15 protein-coding genes are annotated in these 14,989 nt (G+C 37.3%); 8 read left to right on the top strand and 7 right to left on the bottom strand.

Annotation, left to right across the window (positions count from 1 at the left end; translation table 11 throughout):
* The first annotated feature begins 143 nt into the window (after nucleotides 1-143).
* Both AA637_RS08450 and pgeF read left to right on the top strand, forming a co-directional pair.
* On the top strand, nucleotides 144-1,331 hold the full coding sequence (locus AA637_RS08450) for a diguanylate cyclase domain-containing protein (RefSeq protein ID WP_446684561.1): 1,188 nt from the start codon (nucleotides 144-146) through the stop codon (nucleotides 1,329-1,331).
* Nucleotides 1,332-1,441: 110 nt separating this feature from the next.
* Nucleotides 1,442-2,236: a peptidoglycan editing factor PgeF gene (pgeF, locus tag AA637_RS08455; protein ID WP_446682386.1), complete on the top strand. Its 795-nt coding sequence runs from the start codon at nucleotides 1,442-1,444 to the stop codon at nucleotides 2,234-2,236.
* 43 nt (nucleotides 2,237-2,279) lie between these two features.
* On the opposite strand, the gene nusB is transcribed toward pgeF, so the two are convergent.
* From nusB to rlmB, 3 genes are all read right to left on the bottom strand, one after another.
* On the bottom strand, nucleotides 2,280-2,906 hold the full coding sequence (gene nusB, locus AA637_RS08460; RefSeq protein WP_069791195.1) for a transcription antitermination factor NusB: 627 nt from the start codon (nucleotides 2,904-2,906) through the stop codon (nucleotides 2,280-2,282).
* A gap of 80 nt (nucleotides 2,907-2,986) precedes the next feature.
* Nucleotides 2,987-3,280, bottom strand: a complete 294-nt coding sequence (locus tag AA637_RS08465) for a DUF1816 domain-containing protein (protein ID WP_446682387.1) — start codon at nucleotides 3,278-3,280, stop codon at nucleotides 2,987-2,989.
* A gap of 150 nt (nucleotides 3,281-3,430) precedes the next feature.
* Nucleotides 3,431-4,324: a 23S rRNA (guanosine(2251)-2'-O)-methyltransferase RlmB gene (rlmB, locus tag AA637_RS08470; protein ID WP_446682388.1), complete on the bottom strand. Its 894-nt coding sequence runs from the start codon at nucleotides 4,322-4,324 to the stop codon at nucleotides 3,431-3,433.
* Between the two features lie 465 nt (nucleotides 4,325-4,789).
* Between rlmB and AA637_RS08475 the strand changes: the two genes are divergently transcribed.
* Together AA637_RS08475 and cpcA are read left to right on the top strand one after the other, a co-directional pair.
* Nucleotides 4,790-5,308, top strand: a complete 519-nt coding sequence (locus AA637_RS08475) for a phycocyanin subunit beta (protein ID WP_069791192.1) — start codon at nucleotides 4,790-4,792, stop codon at nucleotides 5,306-5,308.
* A 71-nt stretch (nucleotides 5,309-5,379) separates the two neighbouring features.
* Nucleotides 5,380-5,868, top strand: a complete 489-nt coding sequence (gene cpcA / locus AA637_RS08480; protein ID WP_446682389.1) for a phycocyanin subunit alpha — start codon at nucleotides 5,380-5,382, stop codon at nucleotides 5,866-5,868.
* 200 nt (nucleotides 5,869-6,068) lie between these two features.
* Here the strand turns inward: cpcA and patD are convergent, their stop codons facing one another.
* The gene (gene patD, locus AA637_RS08485) at nucleotides 6,069-6,446 is read right to left on the bottom strand and encodes a heterocyst frequency control protein PatD (RefSeq protein ID WP_446682390.1); all 378 of its coding nucleotides are present in this window, start codon (nucleotides 6,444-6,446) and stop codon (nucleotides 6,069-6,071) included.
* A gap of 319 nt (nucleotides 6,447-6,765) precedes the next feature.
* Between patD and AA637_RS08490 the strand changes: the two genes are divergently transcribed.
* Together AA637_RS08490 and AA637_RS08495 are read left to right on the top strand one after the other, a co-directional pair.
* Nucleotides 6,766-9,006, top strand: a complete 2,241-nt coding sequence (locus tag AA637_RS08490) for a RelA/SpoT family protein (RefSeq protein ID WP_446682391.1) — start codon at nucleotides 6,766-6,768, stop codon at nucleotides 9,004-9,006.
* 190 nt (nucleotides 9,007-9,196) lie between these two features.
* Nucleotides 9,197-10,438 carry an FIST signal transduction protein gene (locus AA637_RS08495; RefSeq protein WP_446682392.1) on the top strand — a complete coding sequence of 414 codons (1,242 nt, stop codon included), beginning with the start codon at nucleotides 9,197-9,199 and terminating at the stop codon, nucleotides 10,436-10,438.
* Between the two features lie 44 nt (nucleotides 10,439-10,482).
* Here the strand turns inward: AA637_RS08495 and AA637_RS08500 are convergent, their stop codons facing one another.
* Nucleotides 10,483-11,571 (bottom strand): sulfate/molybdate ABC transporter ATP-binding protein, encoded by a 1,089-nt coding sequence (locus tag AA637_RS08500; protein WP_446682393.1) that lies wholly within the window; start codon nucleotides 11,569-11,571, stop codon nucleotides 10,483-10,485.
* Between the two features lie 284 nt (nucleotides 11,572-11,855).
* Between AA637_RS08500 and AA637_RS08505 the strand changes: the two genes are divergently transcribed.
* Together AA637_RS08505 and AA637_RS08510 are read left to right on the top strand one after the other, a co-directional pair.
* Nucleotides 11,856-12,602 (top strand): hypothetical protein, encoded by a 747-nt coding sequence (locus AA637_RS08505; protein WP_446682394.1) that lies wholly within the window; start codon nucleotides 11,856-11,858, stop codon nucleotides 12,600-12,602.
* Nucleotides 12,590-13,450 (top strand): hypothetical protein, encoded by an 861-nt coding sequence (locus AA637_RS08510; protein ID WP_446682395.1) that lies wholly within the window; start codon nucleotides 12,590-12,592, stop codon nucleotides 13,448-13,450. Before AA637_RS08505 ends, AA637_RS08510 begins: the two co-directional genes overlap by 13 nt.
* A gap of 38 nt (nucleotides 13,451-13,488) precedes the next feature.
* Here the strand turns inward: AA637_RS08510 and modB are convergent, their stop codons facing one another.
* Together modB and modA are read right to left on the bottom strand one after the other, a co-directional pair.
* Nucleotides 13,489-14,130: a molybdate ABC transporter permease subunit gene (gene modB, locus AA637_RS08515; protein WP_446682396.1), complete on the bottom strand. Its 642-nt coding sequence runs from the start codon at nucleotides 14,128-14,130 to the stop codon at nucleotides 13,489-13,491.
* Nucleotides 14,130-14,924 (bottom strand): molybdate ABC transporter substrate-binding protein, encoded by a 795-nt coding sequence (gene modA / locus AA637_RS08520; protein WP_446682397.1) that lies wholly within the window; start codon nucleotides 14,922-14,924, stop codon nucleotides 14,130-14,132. Before modA ends, modB begins: the two co-directional genes overlap by 1 nt.
* Between the last annotated feature and the right edge of the window lie 65 nt (nucleotides 14,925-14,989).

Consider the following 14,989-nt stretch of genomic DNA (forward strand, 5'->3'; position numbering starts at 1 on the left):
CAATATAATCTTTTAATTGTTGATGACATAGCAGAAAATATAAAAATTTTAGCTAATATCTTAAGTTCCTCTAATTATAATGTAAAAAAGCCCTGAGTGGTAAAGTTGCTTTACGCTCAATTCAGTCTAATCCTCCTGATCTAATTTTATTAGATATAACAATGCCAGAAATGGATGGTTATCAGGTATGTGAAGCCATAAAAAAAGATCCTTTTACTCAGCATATTCCGATTATTTTTATTAGTGCGTTAAATGAAGTATTTGACAAAGTAAAAGGCTTTCAAGTAGGTGGTACTGATTACATTACAAAGCCTTTTCAAATTGAAGAAGTGGTCGCCAGAATTGAAAATCAGTTGACTATTCAAAAACAAAAAAAATTATTAGAAAAAGAAATCACTAAAAGACAAGAAGCAGAAGAAATTTTATATCAATCAAGGGCATTACTGGCAAGTATTCTGAATACTTCTTCCGATGGCATTGCCGCCTTACAGGCAGTAAGAAAGTCTCTAAACACTGATATTGATGATTTTCGTTGTGTCGTGGTTAACCCAGTTTTTGCAAAAATGATTAACGCCCATAAAATAAACTTAGTGGGTAAATTAGTAGGTAAAAAATTGATCAATAAGATTGATCCTAATCTTTTTAATAGGTTAAAAGAGTTGGCACAAAATGGTAGTTTTTTATCGGAAGATATTTATTTAAAAACAGGAGAACATCGCCAATGGTATCATTTTATTGCTAATAAATTGGGAGATGGTTTTTCTTTGATTATCAGGGATATTACTCCACGAAAAAAAATGGAAATACAGCTAAAATCCCTTGCCAATAATGATAGTTTGACTGGAGTAGCTAATCGTCGTTTATTTGATAAGACCATAAAAAATGAGTGGCAAAGACATCTGAGACAGGAAAATCATTTATCCATTATTATGGCGGATGTAGATTTTTTTAAGGCTTATAATGATGGTTATGGGCATCTACAGGGAGATGAGTGTTTGAAGAAAATTGCCCATTGTCTTGGTGCTGTGGTGAAACGCCCGGGGGAATTAGTTGCTCGATTTGGAGGGGAGGAGTTTATTATCATTTTACCCTATACTTGCACCCAAGATGCGATCGCAATGGGGGAATTAATCCAAGAAAATATCAAAAGTTTAGAATTAAAACACGAATATTCTGATGTAAGTAATCAAATAACATTAAGTATGGGTATTACAACCACAATTCCCACTCAAAATCATTCATCTTCAGATTTAATTGCACTAGCTGATAAGGCTCTTTATTTAGCCAAAGAAAATGGTAGAAACTGTATTATTGCCAAGGAATTGAATTAATATTTTTTCGAGGATTATAATTAGTAAAATAATTTTGGTTAAATAGTGAGAAATTTGATTAAAATATAAGCAATTTATTTTTATTGATTATTATCAAAAATTATCCCACCATGACCTATTCATCATCTCATACTTCTCCGTGGCAATGGAAATCTACTTCCCAAGGAGAATTTTTGACCTGTGAATTGTTAAAAGATTGGTGTCATGGTTTTTTTTCGGTGGATTTTGCAGGGCAACCACCCAAGGTTTTGAGCCAATATCTGGATGATTCAGCAAAGGCTTTTCGTCTCAAGCAAATTCACACTAATATTATTTTTTCAACCTCGGCGGTAGAAGTGAGGAAGGATGAGGAGGGTAATGTTATATATTCTCAAGGAGATGGCATTATTACCGAAAAACTCCATGAGTCGGTATGGGTGGCTAGTGCTGATTGTACCCCAGTTTTGATGGCCGATCGCACTTTAGGAAAAGTATGTGCCATTCATTCTGGGTGGCGTGGCACTGCTTCAGAAATCGTCCCTGATGCGATCGCACTTTTCGACCATTTAGGCTCAAAAAAAGAAGACTTACTCTTTGCCCTAGGGCCTGCTATTCATGGAGAAGTGTATCAAGTGGATATTCCCGTGGCATTACAGGTATTATCAACCATTTTTGAAGGCACAGACCAAGAAATTTTGACCCAAGGTTATGATTCCCTCAACAAAGTTATTTTAGAGGACAATGAAGAAGGTAAGGTAAGGTTAAACGTAACCCAAGTAATAAATACTCAAATACAACAAAAGGGTATCGAAAAAGAACAAATTGCGATCGCACCTTATTGCACTTATCAAACCCCTGAGCGGTTTTTTTCCTACCGTCGCACCCATGAAAAAAATGTCCAATGGTCTGGAATTGTGGCTAAATAGGGAATGGAGAATAGTAAAATATTTAAAACCTAGCACCTAAAACCTACTTGGTAAGTTGATCACTAATTTTTCTTAAAACGCCATTAATAAAACGGAAACCATCATCATCAGAATAGGTTTTTGCCATTTCCACCGCCTCGTTAATAGCCACCTTTGGCTCAATTTGTAAAAAAGCCATTTCTGCCACCGCAATGCGCAAAATATTACCATCAATCAGAGACAAACGATTAAGTTTCCAATCAATCATCACATCGTCCAACATTTGGTTAATTTCTCCCTGACGACGATTGACAGTGGTAATTAACTCGATGGCATATTCCCTCACCTGTGCCTGTTGAGAAAGTTGGACAAATTCAGGTAACTCTAAAACAGTACCAAGACGGTTAATAGCTTTTTGGGTAAAGGCGATCGCATCTTTCAACATTTCCTTGGCACTACCCACATTAGTCGTGCGAGTTTCACTCTTAAAAATCTGTTCATTACTGCGATTCAACTCATCAGAAGCAGTTTCCAAAGCATTTTCTACCTCTGTGGTCAAACTACGGATTGCCCCTAACAATAAATCGTTAATTTCTAACTGCTCTATCTTTTCCGCATTGCCACGGAATTGAGCTAAACTAAGCAGTGCCAAAACTCTGGCGGTTCTTCTGGGTTGTTGTCTAATGGGCATTTTTTACTGGGGTAAAATCTTGTGATAGTGACCGAAGGCTATAAGATTATACCCCAAGACAGAGAATAAATGAATAATAATTACAAGTTTAAAGAAGGTTGGCCTGAAACCGTAACCCTTTGAGAAGGCTCATTAAATTCCCCTAACTCTTCAAAAATAGTTAATTCTGTGGGTTTAAATCTTTTCATGGAAATTTTAATTTCCTTTGCCCCTTCCTCCAGTAAATCATCAATATAACCCTGTTGGTTTTCCCTAGCTTCTTTTTTAGTCAAAAACGGCCCAAAATAATAGGTACATCTAGGATTTTCCGTAGTTAGTTTCATCCAACAAGCCAATCCCAAAAAGTTGAGAATTCTGATCAAAAGTTCCTTCATAAATGACACCTCGATAGTAGTGTTTGTTTAAGTTTAATCTTATTTATATGTTGCTAACCAAAAGTTTTTGAAGCGCATGAGAAATAATCTTTCCCTCTTACTTAACTTTAGTCCTTGATTTTGGGATTGACAAGGGGGGCATTTACCCAGTTATTTGGCCTCACGGACTAATTTTTGACGGCATACTTCATAAAGGCATATAGCCGTCGCCACAGAAGCATTCAAACTAGGGGTTTTCCCTGTCATGGGAATAGATACTAAAAAGTCGCAAGATTTAGCCACAGATTGGCTTAATCCCTTATCCTCCGAGCCTATAACTAAACCTACCGCCCCTTGTAATTTTGTGCTGTGTAAATAGTTACCACTTTCGGCTACGGTGCCATAAATCCAAAACCCTGCTTCTTGTAGTTGGGAAATGGCTTGGTTGAGGTTGATTACTCTGGTGACGGGAAAATGTTCTAATGCTCCCGCTGCTACTTTCATTACGGTGGAGTTTACCCCTGCGGCTCTGCGTTGGGGAATAATTAATCCTTGCATTCCTAGGGCTTCCCCTGTACGAATTATGGCTCCAAGGTTATGGGGATCACTGATCCCATCAGCTATAATGATTAAAGGGTTTTGGGTTTGTGCTTTTGCTTGGGAAATTAATTGCTCTAATTCTACATATTCGTAAGGGGCAACAGTTACGGCAATACCCTGATGGTTAGCAAAGTTGGTAACTTGACTAATTCTTTTGGAGTCAACTATATCGATGACAGCGCCGTTGCTTTTTGCTTCTTGAATAAGGTCGGCAAATCTTTTGTCATAGGCCATTTTACCTGTTACATAGATACGGTTTAAGGTGCGATCGCCCTTTAGAACTTCTAATACAGGATAACACCCATAAATCAAATCCTGATGACTTTCTTCTGTTTCTGAAACCAGATCATCACTTTTTTGGGGCTTTAAACGAGGGGCATCATCTCTTTTACGAGGAATTTTTTGATCCCCATAGGAATTTTTTGGAGAAAATGATTCTTGCTTCTTTCTAGGACGAGGTTTCATAAGAGTTCAATTAATAAATAGTTAATAAAATAAAGATAAATTCTAGTTCTAGATTTATCAACGAGAAAATGTTGATTCATTGTCATTATCCATCATCCATTCTTAATTATCAATTAAAGGACTTCTTAATAGTTGTACATTCCTAGGTTTATTAATATTTATCCATTCTAGTATTAACAAATGTAAAGAAGTTAGAGGAAAAAATTAACATGATGTAACGTTAAAAAGACCAAGAAAGATGTATAACAGTATTCGGGAAGTAAAAAAAGACCCATTGACAAAAAACAAATGTAAAAAAATTAAGTTTCTTTACAAATGCTTAACAAAAACTTGGTTTTAAGCTCATAATGTAGGAAACTAATTTGCAAGGGTTTACTCCCAAGGTTTAACGAAAAAAAAAAGTTAAATCAAATTTAATAAAACAAACACTAACAAAACTAATTCAATTTAGGAGATTAACTTAAAATGTACGACGCATTCACAAGGGTTGTTTCTCAAGCTGACGCTCGTGGAGAGTTCCTATCTACCTCTCAAATCGATGCTCTAAGCCAAATGGTTGCCGAAAGCAACAAGCGTATGGATACCGTTAACCGTATCACCAGTAACGCTTCTGCTATCGTTACCAACGCAGCTCGTTCCTTATTTGCTGAACAGCCTCAACTAATCGCTCCTGGTGGAAACGCTTACACCAGCCGTCGTATGGCAGCTTGTCTTCGTGACATGGAAATCATTTTACGTTACGTTACCTACGCTATCTTCTCTGGTGACGCTTCCGTATTAGAAGATCGTTGTTTAAATGGACTTCGTGAAACCTACTTAGCATTAGGTACTCCTGGATCTTCCGTTGCTGTTGGCGTACAAAAAATGAAAGACGCTGCTTTAGCAATTGCTAACGACACCAACAACATCACCCTTGGTGATTGTAGCCAATTAATGGCTGAAGTTGCTACCTATTTTGACCGTGCTGCTGCTGCAGTAGCGTAATTAAATAGCTACCAAAAAGTTAAAAAATCATTTCGTTAACACATACAAAAATTTAAGGAGAATATTAGACAATGAAAACCCCTTTAACTGAAGCAGTATCCGCAGCAGATTCTCAAGGTCGTTTCCTCAGCAGCACCGAAATCCAAACCGCTTTCGGTCGTTTCCGTCAAGCTAGTGCCAGTTTATCTGCGGCTAAATCGTTGACCGAAAACGCTCAACGTTTAGTTGATGGCGCTGCTAACGCTGTTTACAGCAAATTCCCTTACACCACTTCTACCCCCGGTGCTAACTACGCTTCTACCTCTGAAGGTAAAGCAAAATGTTCTCGTGACATCGGTTACTACCTACGTATGGTTACCTACTGTTTAGTAGCTGGTGGAACTGGTCCTATGGATGAGTATTTAATCGCTGGTATTGATGAAATCAACCGTAGCTTCGAGTTATCTCCTAGCTGGTACATCGAGGCTTTAAAATATATCAAAGCTAACCACGGTTTAAGTGGAGATCCCGCTGTAGAAGCTAACTCCTACCTCGACTATGCTATCAATGCTCTTAGCTAATTTCTAGCTTTGAAATGATAACGAGTTTCTCTTGATGAGAACCAAAAAATCCTTGTTAAATCAAGGTTGAAAGAATAAACATTCATCGCCTGAGATGGTTTGCGAATACAGATTTAACTCTTGTGTTTGTTGACTTTTTCAGGCGATGTTGGTTTTTAGTTAATAAATAATCGATAATCAAATTTTAATATTACCATTGCCTATTCCCCGTTCCCTATTCCCTGATGAATTAAATGTTCGCTAAGGGCGATCGCACCTTGCAACTTTTCATTAATACTATTAGCTTTAAGGTGTTTAGTTTGGGGTTGTTTGGCCGATGCAAAAAATAACAACTCCGTATTTAGAAGACGAATAAAACGATAACTTTCCGTTTGCCAAGACTGCCATTGAGAAAATGTATCCGTAGGAAAATCATCCTCAGAAAGTTTCATAATTTGTGAGTGTAAAAACTCATTAATTTTTTGCCATATAGGAGTTTGATAATAATTGTTTATTTCTTGTAAAAGCCATTGACTTTGAAAATCTTTAAGTAAAAATACCCAATTCTTTATCATAGAAAAATGTGATTTAGATAACATTGTTTTTATATTGCGTTACAATCATATAATTAAGCGTTTTTGATTATACTTAGATTAAAGTCTCTTTTCGGCAACCGAGAAAGTCAAAAACATAAACAATCTCAAGGTTTTCCGTAGAGTAAAACATTACCATCAACATTACTTAATTTAAGTAAATCTCCATTGTTTTTCTAAAACCAAAAAACATACTATCTATCTTCCCTTATTTCAAACATCATTAAAACACACTCCCTCATCAAGAGGCTATAGAGTTAAATTTAATGAAAAAAATTAGGGAAAAATTGGAATATTTTAACCACTACCCCAAAAATATAACCCTATGACTGTCGCAACTCCTAGTAAAGATAAAGAAAAAAAAATCCATCTTCCAGAATGGCTAAACCAATGTATGATCGGGGATCAAAATGATCCCCACAATAACCTTATTTGTAAAGCCTTTGAATATGCCTACAAACTCCATGAAGGGCAATATCGCAAATCAGGGGAGGCTTATATCATCCATCCCATCGCCGTTGCCGAATTATTAAGAGAATTGGGCGGAGACGCAGAGATGATAGCCGCTGGTTTTCTCCATGATGTAGTAGAAGACAACGAAGACATTACCCCTGACCATATAGAAGAATTATTTGGTCATAGTGTTAGACAATTAGTAGAAGCTGTTACCAAACTATCAAAATTTAACTTTTCCAACAAAACCGAAAGACAGGCCGAGAATTTTCGTCGAATGTTTCTTGCCATGGCACAAGATATAAGAGTCATTGTGGTGAAACTTGCCGATAGACTGCATAATATGCGTACCCTAGATTTTTTAGCCTCAGACAAGCAAAAATTAATCGCTACGGAAACCAAAGAAATTTTTGCCCCCCTAGCCAATCGTTTGGGAATGTGGCAGTTTAAATGGGAATTAGAAGACTTAAGTTTTAAATACCTACACGCAGAAGATTATCAAAATATTCGTAATCTAATTTCTGAGAGAAGAAGCGATAGAGAAACAAGAATTAATCAAGTTATCGACATTGTCAATGAAGGGTTAAAAGAGTCCAATATTAATCCCATCGAAGTAAAAGGGCGTCCTAAACATCTTTATGGCATCTATGAAAAGATGCAAAGACAACAAAAAGAATTTGACCAAATTTTTGACATTGCCGCCCTGCGTATTATCGTTAACACCAAACAAGAATGTTATCAAGCCCTTGCGGTGGTGCATGATGCTTTCCGCCCCATTCCAGGTAGGTTTAAGGACTATATCGGCTTACCGAAACCTAACCTTTATCAATCTTTGCATACTACCGTGGTTAGTTTAAATGGACGCCCCCTCGAAGTTCAAATCCGCACCATGGAAATGCACCATATCGCTGAATATGGGATTGCTGCCCATTGGAAATATAAGGAAGCGGGTAATTCTCAGAATACTAATTTGTCTAATGATGAACAAAAGTTTACTTGGTTAAGGCAACTTTTGGACTGGCAAAAGGATTTGAAGGATGCTGAGGAGTATGTTGATAACCTTAAGGAAAATCTTTTTGATGATGATGTATATGTGTTTACTCCCCAAGGGGCTTTAATTTCTCTTAATCGTGGCTCTACGGCGGTGGATTTTGCCTATCGCATTCACTCAGAAGTGGGAAACCATATGAAGGGGGCAAAGATAAATGGTCGTTGGCTGCCTATGGATCGTATTTTGGAAAATGGGGATATTGTAGAAATTATTACGGCAAATAATGCCCATCCTAGTCTTGATTGGCTTAATTTTGTTAAAACTCCTACTGCCCGTAACCGCATCCGTCAATGGTATAAGTTATCTCACCGTGATGAAAATATTGCGAGGGGTAGGGATTTATTGGAAAAAGAGTTGGGTAAAAATGGTTTAGAATCTTTGATTAAGTCTGACACCATGATGAAGGTTGCTCAAAAGTGTAATTTTCATAAGGTAGATGATTTGTTGGTGGCTTTGGGTTATGGGGAGATTACTTCTACTCAGGTAATCAACCGTTTGCGGGAAGAAAATAAGGAGCAATCGGTTAGTAAGCCCACTAGCCTTGAGGAAGAAACTCTTTTAACTTCTGCTCAGATTCATCATAAGCACTATAAAGAAATTGATGCCACTAAATATCCTATTGCCGGGATTGAGGGTTTAGAATATCATATTGCGGGGTGTTGTCGCCCTGTGCCTGGAGAGTCTATTGTGGGGGTGATTACCCATCAACGGGCTATTTCTATTCATCATCATGATTGTCCTAATTTAGCAAATGTTAAGGGCGATCGCTTTATTCCTGTAAAATGGAATAGTCAACCAAAATCTAATCGTGCGGTAACATATCCTGTGGATTTAATCGTTAAAACCATCGATAGGGTAGGTGTTTTACGAGATATTCTCGGTAGATTAAGCGACTATCATATTAACGTTAGTAATGCTTCGGTAAAAACTGACCTTGGCAACCCTGCTTCTATTTTTCTTACCCTAGATGTGAAGGATTCGGAACAATTAGGCAGTGTGATACAAAAAATCAAAAACATTAGTGATGTACTTAATATCCATCGTGTTAGTGATATACAATAATCGAACTTCACTTTCCCTCTAGTCCTAACCTCTCTCCCTAAGGGTGAGGGGTTTTTGTTTGTACGAAAAGCAAGGGCATGAAAATAATTGACAAGAGGCGAGCAAAAGTTAATAATTAGAGGTTGATGCTGTTGTATAAGACAGTTAGACAAATATTAATGGACTAGATTCCATCCATTTTAAAATGCCTATGTCACAAAAAATTCAGTGGATTAATGCCCTTTCTGTTCAATCATCTTTAGAAAAAGCAGTCGATGAGGTGGTGGAAAAATTACAGGAACGTTTGACTGGCAATCCAGATTTGGGCATTTTATTTATTTCCTCTGCTTTTGCCAGTGATTATGCAAGGTTATTGCCTTTATTGTTAGATAAATTTCCCATTGGTTATCTCATTGGTTGCGGTGGTGGAGGTATTGTGGGTATGGAAGATGAGGAGCAACCTGCGGAGGTGGAGTCTAGCCCTGCCCTTAGTTTGACTGTGGCTTGTTTACCTGATGTGGATTTGAATTTATTCCATATTCTCCCTGATGATTTGCCAGACTCTGATAGTCCTCCCCAAGAGTGGTGGGACATGGTGGGAGTGCCTCCTGAAGAAAAACCCAATTTTATTTTATTGTCTGATCCTTTTTCGGGAGCTACTAATGAGTTAATCGAAGGGTTAGATTATGCTTATCCCAGCGCTATTAAAGTTGGGGGTTTGGCTAGTTCTAGCACTATGGGGGTAGCTAGTGGCTTATTTTATCGTACTCCTGATGAGCCAGAAGGGTGTTTTGCTACTCAAGGAACTATTGGTCTGGCTATGAGTGGTAAGATTGTGGTGGAGTCCATTGTGGCTCAAGGATGTCGCTCTATCGGTAAGATTTATCAGGTGACGAAGGGGGAAAGAAATATTATTTTAGAGTTGACTGATAATCAAGGTAATACGGATTCACCTCTTAATTTTTTGCGAGAGTTGGTTAATGATTTGGATACGGAGGATCAAGAATTGGCTCAACACTCCCTCTTTATAGGTATTGCAAGGGATGAGTTTAAGTTGGAATTAAATCATGGGGATTTTTTGATCCGTAATTTGATGGGGGTTGATCCTAAACACGGTGCGATCGCAGTGGGCGATCGCATCAGGGCAGGGCAAAGGATACGTTTTCACCTCCGTGATGGTAACGCCTCAGCGGAAGACTTAGAAACCCTCCTTGATAACTATTGTGACCTCAAAGACGAACTTCCTGCGGTAGGTGCATTGATGTTTTCTTGTATGGGTAGGGGAGAAGGATTATACGGAGAGCCTAATTTTGACTCGGAATTACTATTAGATTACTTTGTAGATATTCCCGTATCAGGATTCTTCTGCAACGGTGAAATTGGCCCTGTGGGTGGTTCAACCTTTGTCCATGGTTATACTTCTGTATTTGCTATTTTTTCCCAACCAGAATAGGAGATGACCCCCTAAATCCCCCAATGTTGGAAGACTTGTGAATTTTAATCAGACATCAAAAACAACTGCATGGAATTAAACTTGACGTGCCAGGGAAAGGAACTATTTTTCAAAGTTAACCATTTATCCTGAGATACTTCTATCTGTACATGATAAGCATCATCCATGGGCGGAGTATGCAACTTGAGAAAAAGAATCATTTTTTCTGGGGTTTCCTGACTTTTGATTAACCAACAAGGAAAAATATTTTCATCGCAAGCATCACTAACTATTTTTAAATGATGTCCTCTGATGCCCACATGGGTAAATGAAAAAGGTATGGGTACAGATACTTTTAACCGACATTGCCAATCTATAGCCTCTATTTGATCACAAGAAATCATCTTTGCCCTAGATATATTCTTGCACCCTGTTAATTGGGCTACCTGAACATGGGAAGGACGATCAAAAATCGATTTTTTATGATTAAGGGCGATCGCTTCTGGATCTGCTCCGCAGCACGCACTTCCTTGGTAAATCACTAATAAATGCTCACAAATGGCGTAAACTTCCTCTAAATTGTGGGTAATAAAAAGAGTGATACCCCCATAATTATTGAGAATTTCCAATAGTTGTTCTTGCAATTGTTGCCTTAAATAGCTGTCAAGGGCAGAAAAAGGCTCATCTAATAGTAAAATCTCTGGTTTTACGGCCAATGCCCTTCCAAGGGCAACTCGTTGCTGTTGCCCTCCCGATAACTGTTGAGGATAACGATTTTCTAAGCCAAAAAGGCGAAATTTACGGATATATTCATCTAAAAGATGATTCTGTTGGGAAGATGGTAATTTTCTGATGCCGTAGGTAATATTTTCCGCCACGGTTAAATGGGGAAATAGAGCGTAGTTTTGAAATACCATTCCCACCCGACGAGCAGAAATAGGAACATTAATTTTTTGACTAGAATCAAACAAAACTTTTCCATTAAGGATAATTTTCCCTTTTTGAGGAGTTTCCATCCCTGCAATGCAACGTAGAGTCATAGTTTTACCTGAACCAGAAGCGCCTAATATCCCCAATATTCCTTCTTCTAGGTGGAAATTAATATTTAAGGGGTAACTTGCTAGGGGTTTATAAATGTTTACTAAAAGTGTCATTTGTAAGTAAGATTTCAGGAAAGTTGTGTCATGAGGTCAGGGAATGCGGGATGAGGAAACCATTGCTCATTATCTTTACTGGAAAAATATTTTTCTTTTAATTGTTCACTACACAAATAATCTGCTAAATATACTTTTTTTGCTATGAATCCTATTTTATCTACAATTATTAGTACATTCTATCTTTCGGATTGAGTATGAAATCATGGCAGAGAAAGACAAAAACATAAACCTAAGCTACGATTCATACATAGAATGTTGTAGCCAATTAAAGTGACCGAAGCATGATTAGCAATGAATTAATAAAAAAGACATTTGATTATTATGACAAGTTTAAGGATTATGATGTCGTTGTTTCCCCAAGTCTACCAATATTATATTTCGGTGATTTAGCTTCTTATGAAAAATCTGACCTTAAGATAGTAACTGTTGGAAAAAATCCATCTGATAATGAGTTTCGTTTGAAAAAAAATGATTCTTTTTCATTTGTTCGATTTTCTAATTGGGAAAATAATACAAGAAATTTAACACATACTTTAAATTCATACTTTGAAGATAAGCCATTAAAACAGTGGTTTTCCTGTTTTGAGCCAATATTAAATGGTTTGTCTGCATCGTATTATCGAAATAATTACCCAAATATTGTGCTTCATACTGATATTTGTTCTCCGTTAGCTACAAATCCAACTTGGAGTAAATTAACAAAAGGAATACAGTCAGATTTATACAAAGAAGGACTTGAAATTTGGAAAATGCTAATTGAAGAGTTACAGCCAGACTTAATATTAATTTCTATTCCACGAGATATTTTTCAATCAATTTTTAAATCAACAGGAAAAGAACTTATTAATTTCTCACAAAAAAAAGATGGGGAACTTCGTAGGAAACCTTACGTTGTCGAGCAGTATGAATATAAATTGAATAGCGGAAAGAAAGTTAAAGTTGTATTTGGGCAACCTGCAAACAAACCTTTCGGCACTATTTGTAACCAACAAAAGAATGAAATTGGAGAGATGTTATGCCGAAAATAGTACAATTCACTCACCCCGGGGCAGAACATAAACCAGACAACAACAATAGGAATCATAAATCATGGAATACTGGTGGGCATAAAAGAAAATTTTTACTCACTAAAGGTAAATATGTTGTTGAAAATAATTTAAAGGAAGCGGCACTGCTTTTTTGGGGCGAATGGGAGCCACCAAGCAGTGTTAGAGAACTTGAGAGTCATCCAACTAAGTTTTTCCCACAATGGTTACACAAACCCTATTTGCCATCAGTTTTACCCCAGTCATCAGAGTATCAGCAAAGTTATCAAAATACAGACCCATGTGTTTTTAATGGTCAATTTAAATATTTTGTGTGTAAGCAATTTAAAGCCAAAAACAAAAGTTTGACACCATTAGCCAAGTTAGAAAAAGGCTCTTTAATTTTATTTGGCTCAACAGGGTATCAAAATACCAAAGACGCATTTTTTCAATTAGATACTGTTTTTGTTGTGTCCAACTATTTAGAATATGACATATCAGACCCAAATGCTTTAGCAAATGCTGGTTTGGGAGCTTATAGAAATTATGTTTTTAAAATGGCATTTCCAAATCCAGTTAATTTCTCATTAAAGTTACGTTTGTATTTTGGAGCAACTTTTCAAAATTCAATTGAAGGAATGTATTCTTACAGTCCATCACAACTATGGAATAATCAAACGGAGGGTTTTCCGAGAGTTGCATTGAGAGATATGGATTTCATCACAAATAATTTGAATGCAGCTCCAAAAGTAACAGAAGTTTCGACGAGAACTGTTGTAGAATTTTGGAAGAGGATACGAGAAATATCAAGGAAAAATGGATGTGTAGAAGGAATAAACTTTACATATTGATTAATAGAGAGTATCTCCATTTTGTAAATAAACTCTCTTTAAAGTTGATCTTCTAAACGGCGAACCCATAGTAAAAGAAAAAATGCCCAAACCGTCATGACGAGTACCATAAAATTAGCCTTATCATATTGTTGATTTTGTACCGCATCATAAATAGCTAGGGGTAGGGTTTGAGTCCTTTCGGGTATATTCCCTGCTACCATCAGAGTCGCTCCAAATTCTCCTAATGCTCTGGCTACTGCCAATATAAACCCTGCTAAAATTCCCCGTTTGGCTAAGGGGAGGGTAATTTTCCATAATACTTCTATTTCTGAGTCTCCTAGGGTTCGGGCGACGGCTTCTAGTTCGTGGTTTACGTTGAGAATCGCTGCCCTTGATGCTTCTACAATTATCGGTAACGCAACTATGGTACTGGCGATCGCCCCTATTTGCCAAGTAAATAAAATATCAATACCCAACCATTCTTTGATAAAACCACCCCTACCAAAAGCCAAGAGGAGATAAAAACCCACCACGCTAGGGGGCAACACAAGGGGTAAATTCAGCATGGTGGAAATAATTATCTGCCCAGGGAAACGAACTTTTGCCAAAAAAATTGCCAATGGTAATCCGAAAATAACCAATAACACCGTCGCAAGGGCAGTAACCTGTAAAGAAAGAATATAAGGAGATAAGTTCATTAATCAATCATTTCTTGGGGTAAAACAAAACCATATTTTTTCATCAATTCTCGTCCTTTTATACCATTAATATATTCTGCAAAATGTCGTGCTTCGGTTTGATGGTTACTTTTCTCCATTACCGCCAACATTTGATCAATGGGTTGATGTAAATTATTGGGAATCAATTCCCATTTTCCCAGATGATTAAGACTCAAGGATAAAGCCATAATGGCCACATCTACATTGCCCGTTTCGGCATACTGCTTCGTTTGACTAATATTTTCTCCTAAAATCAATTTAGGCTGGATTTCCTGCCAAATACCCACCGATTCCAGAGCTTCTCTGGCAGCTATACCATAGGGGGCATGGTCTGGATTTGCGATCGCCACTCTGCCATATTCTGACCTAGTCAACTCCCGAATATCTCTAGGATTTAAAGGACTATCATCCCTCGTCCAAAGAGTAATCCTTCCCTGCCCGTACAGGGCTTTGGTTTCTGAAACAATCAAACCCAATCGATCCAAATCCTCAATATACGACTTATTGGCCCCTGCAAATAAATCCACTGGGGCACCTCGCTCAATTTGTTGGGCTAATTTTCCTGTGGAACCAAAGTTAAATAATACTTTATTTCCTGTTTCTTCCTCCCATAAAGTCCCCATTTCCTCAAATACATAATTTAAATCTGAGGCTGCGGAAACAGTAAGAGTTATGGAGTTATTATTGATGGTTTCGGTGGCAAATAAATTACAAGCACTAATAAAAATGGCAAGGAAAATAGATAGAAAAAAATATCGCTTTTTTATCCGCATAATATCAACTTTATTTTCACCTTTAGAACCTGTTTAAAAAGTCTTGATGTAGAATATTTTGGTTA

The organism is Cyanobacterium sp. HL-69 (assembly GCA_002813895.1).
GTDB lineage: Bacteria > Cyanobacteriota > Cyanobacteriia > Cyanobacteriales > Cyanobacteriaceae > Cyanobacterium.

What these genes read in the sequence shown, in the direction of transcription:
- pgeF (WP_446682386.1), top strand. Translation starts at nt 1,442, where the DNA reads ATGACCTATTCATCATCTCATACTTCTCCGTGGCAATGGAAATCTACT.
- nusB (WP_069791195.1), bottom strand. Translation starts at nt 2,906, where the DNA reads ATGCCCATTAGACAACAACCCAGAAGAACCGCCAGAGTTTTGGCACTG.
- AA637_RS08465 (WP_446682387.1), bottom strand. Translation starts at nt 3,280, where the DNA reads ATGAAGGAACTTTTGATCAGAATTCTCAACTTTTTGGGATTGGCTTGT.
- rlmB (WP_446682388.1), bottom strand. Translation starts at nt 4,324, where the DNA reads ATGAAACCTCGTCCTAGAAAGAAGCAAGAATCATTTTCTCCAAAAAAT.
- AA637_RS08475 (WP_069791192.1), top strand. Translation starts at nt 4,790, where the DNA reads ATGTACGACGCATTCACAAGGGTTGTTTCTCAAGCTGACGCTCGTGGA.
- cpcA (WP_446682389.1), top strand. Translation starts at nt 5,380, where the DNA reads ATGAAAACCCCTTTAACTGAAGCAGTATCCGCAGCAGATTCTCAAGGT.
- patD (WP_446682390.1), bottom strand. Translation starts at nt 6,446, where the DNA reads ATGTTATCTAAATCACATTTTTCTATGATAAAGAATTGGGTATTTTTA.
- AA637_RS08490 (WP_446682391.1), top strand. Translation starts at nt 6,766, where the DNA reads ATGACTGTCGCAACTCCTAGTAAAGATAAAGAAAAAAAAATCCATCTT.
- AA637_RS08495 (WP_446682392.1), top strand. Translation starts at nt 9,197, where the DNA reads ATGTCACAAAAAATTCAGTGGATTAATGCCCTTTCTGTTCAATCATCT.
- AA637_RS08500 (WP_446682393.1), bottom strand. Translation starts at nt 11,571, where the DNA reads ATGACACTTTTAGTAAACATTTATAAACCCCTAGCAAGTTACCCCTTA.
- AA637_RS08505 (WP_446682394.1), top strand. Translation starts at nt 11,856, where the DNA reads ATGATTAGCAATGAATTAATAAAAAAGACATTTGATTATTATGACAAG.
- AA637_RS08510 (WP_446682395.1), top strand. Translation starts at nt 12,590, where the DNA reads ATGCCGAAAATAGTACAATTCACTCACCCCGGGGCAGAACATAAACCA.
- modB (WP_446682396.1), bottom strand. Translation starts at nt 14,130, where the DNA reads ATGAACTTATCTCCTTATATTCTTTCTTTACAGGTTACTGCCCTTGCG.
- modA (WP_446682397.1), bottom strand. Translation starts at nt 14,924, where the DNA reads ATGCGGATAAAAAAGCGATATTTTTTTCTATCTATTTTCCTTGCCATT.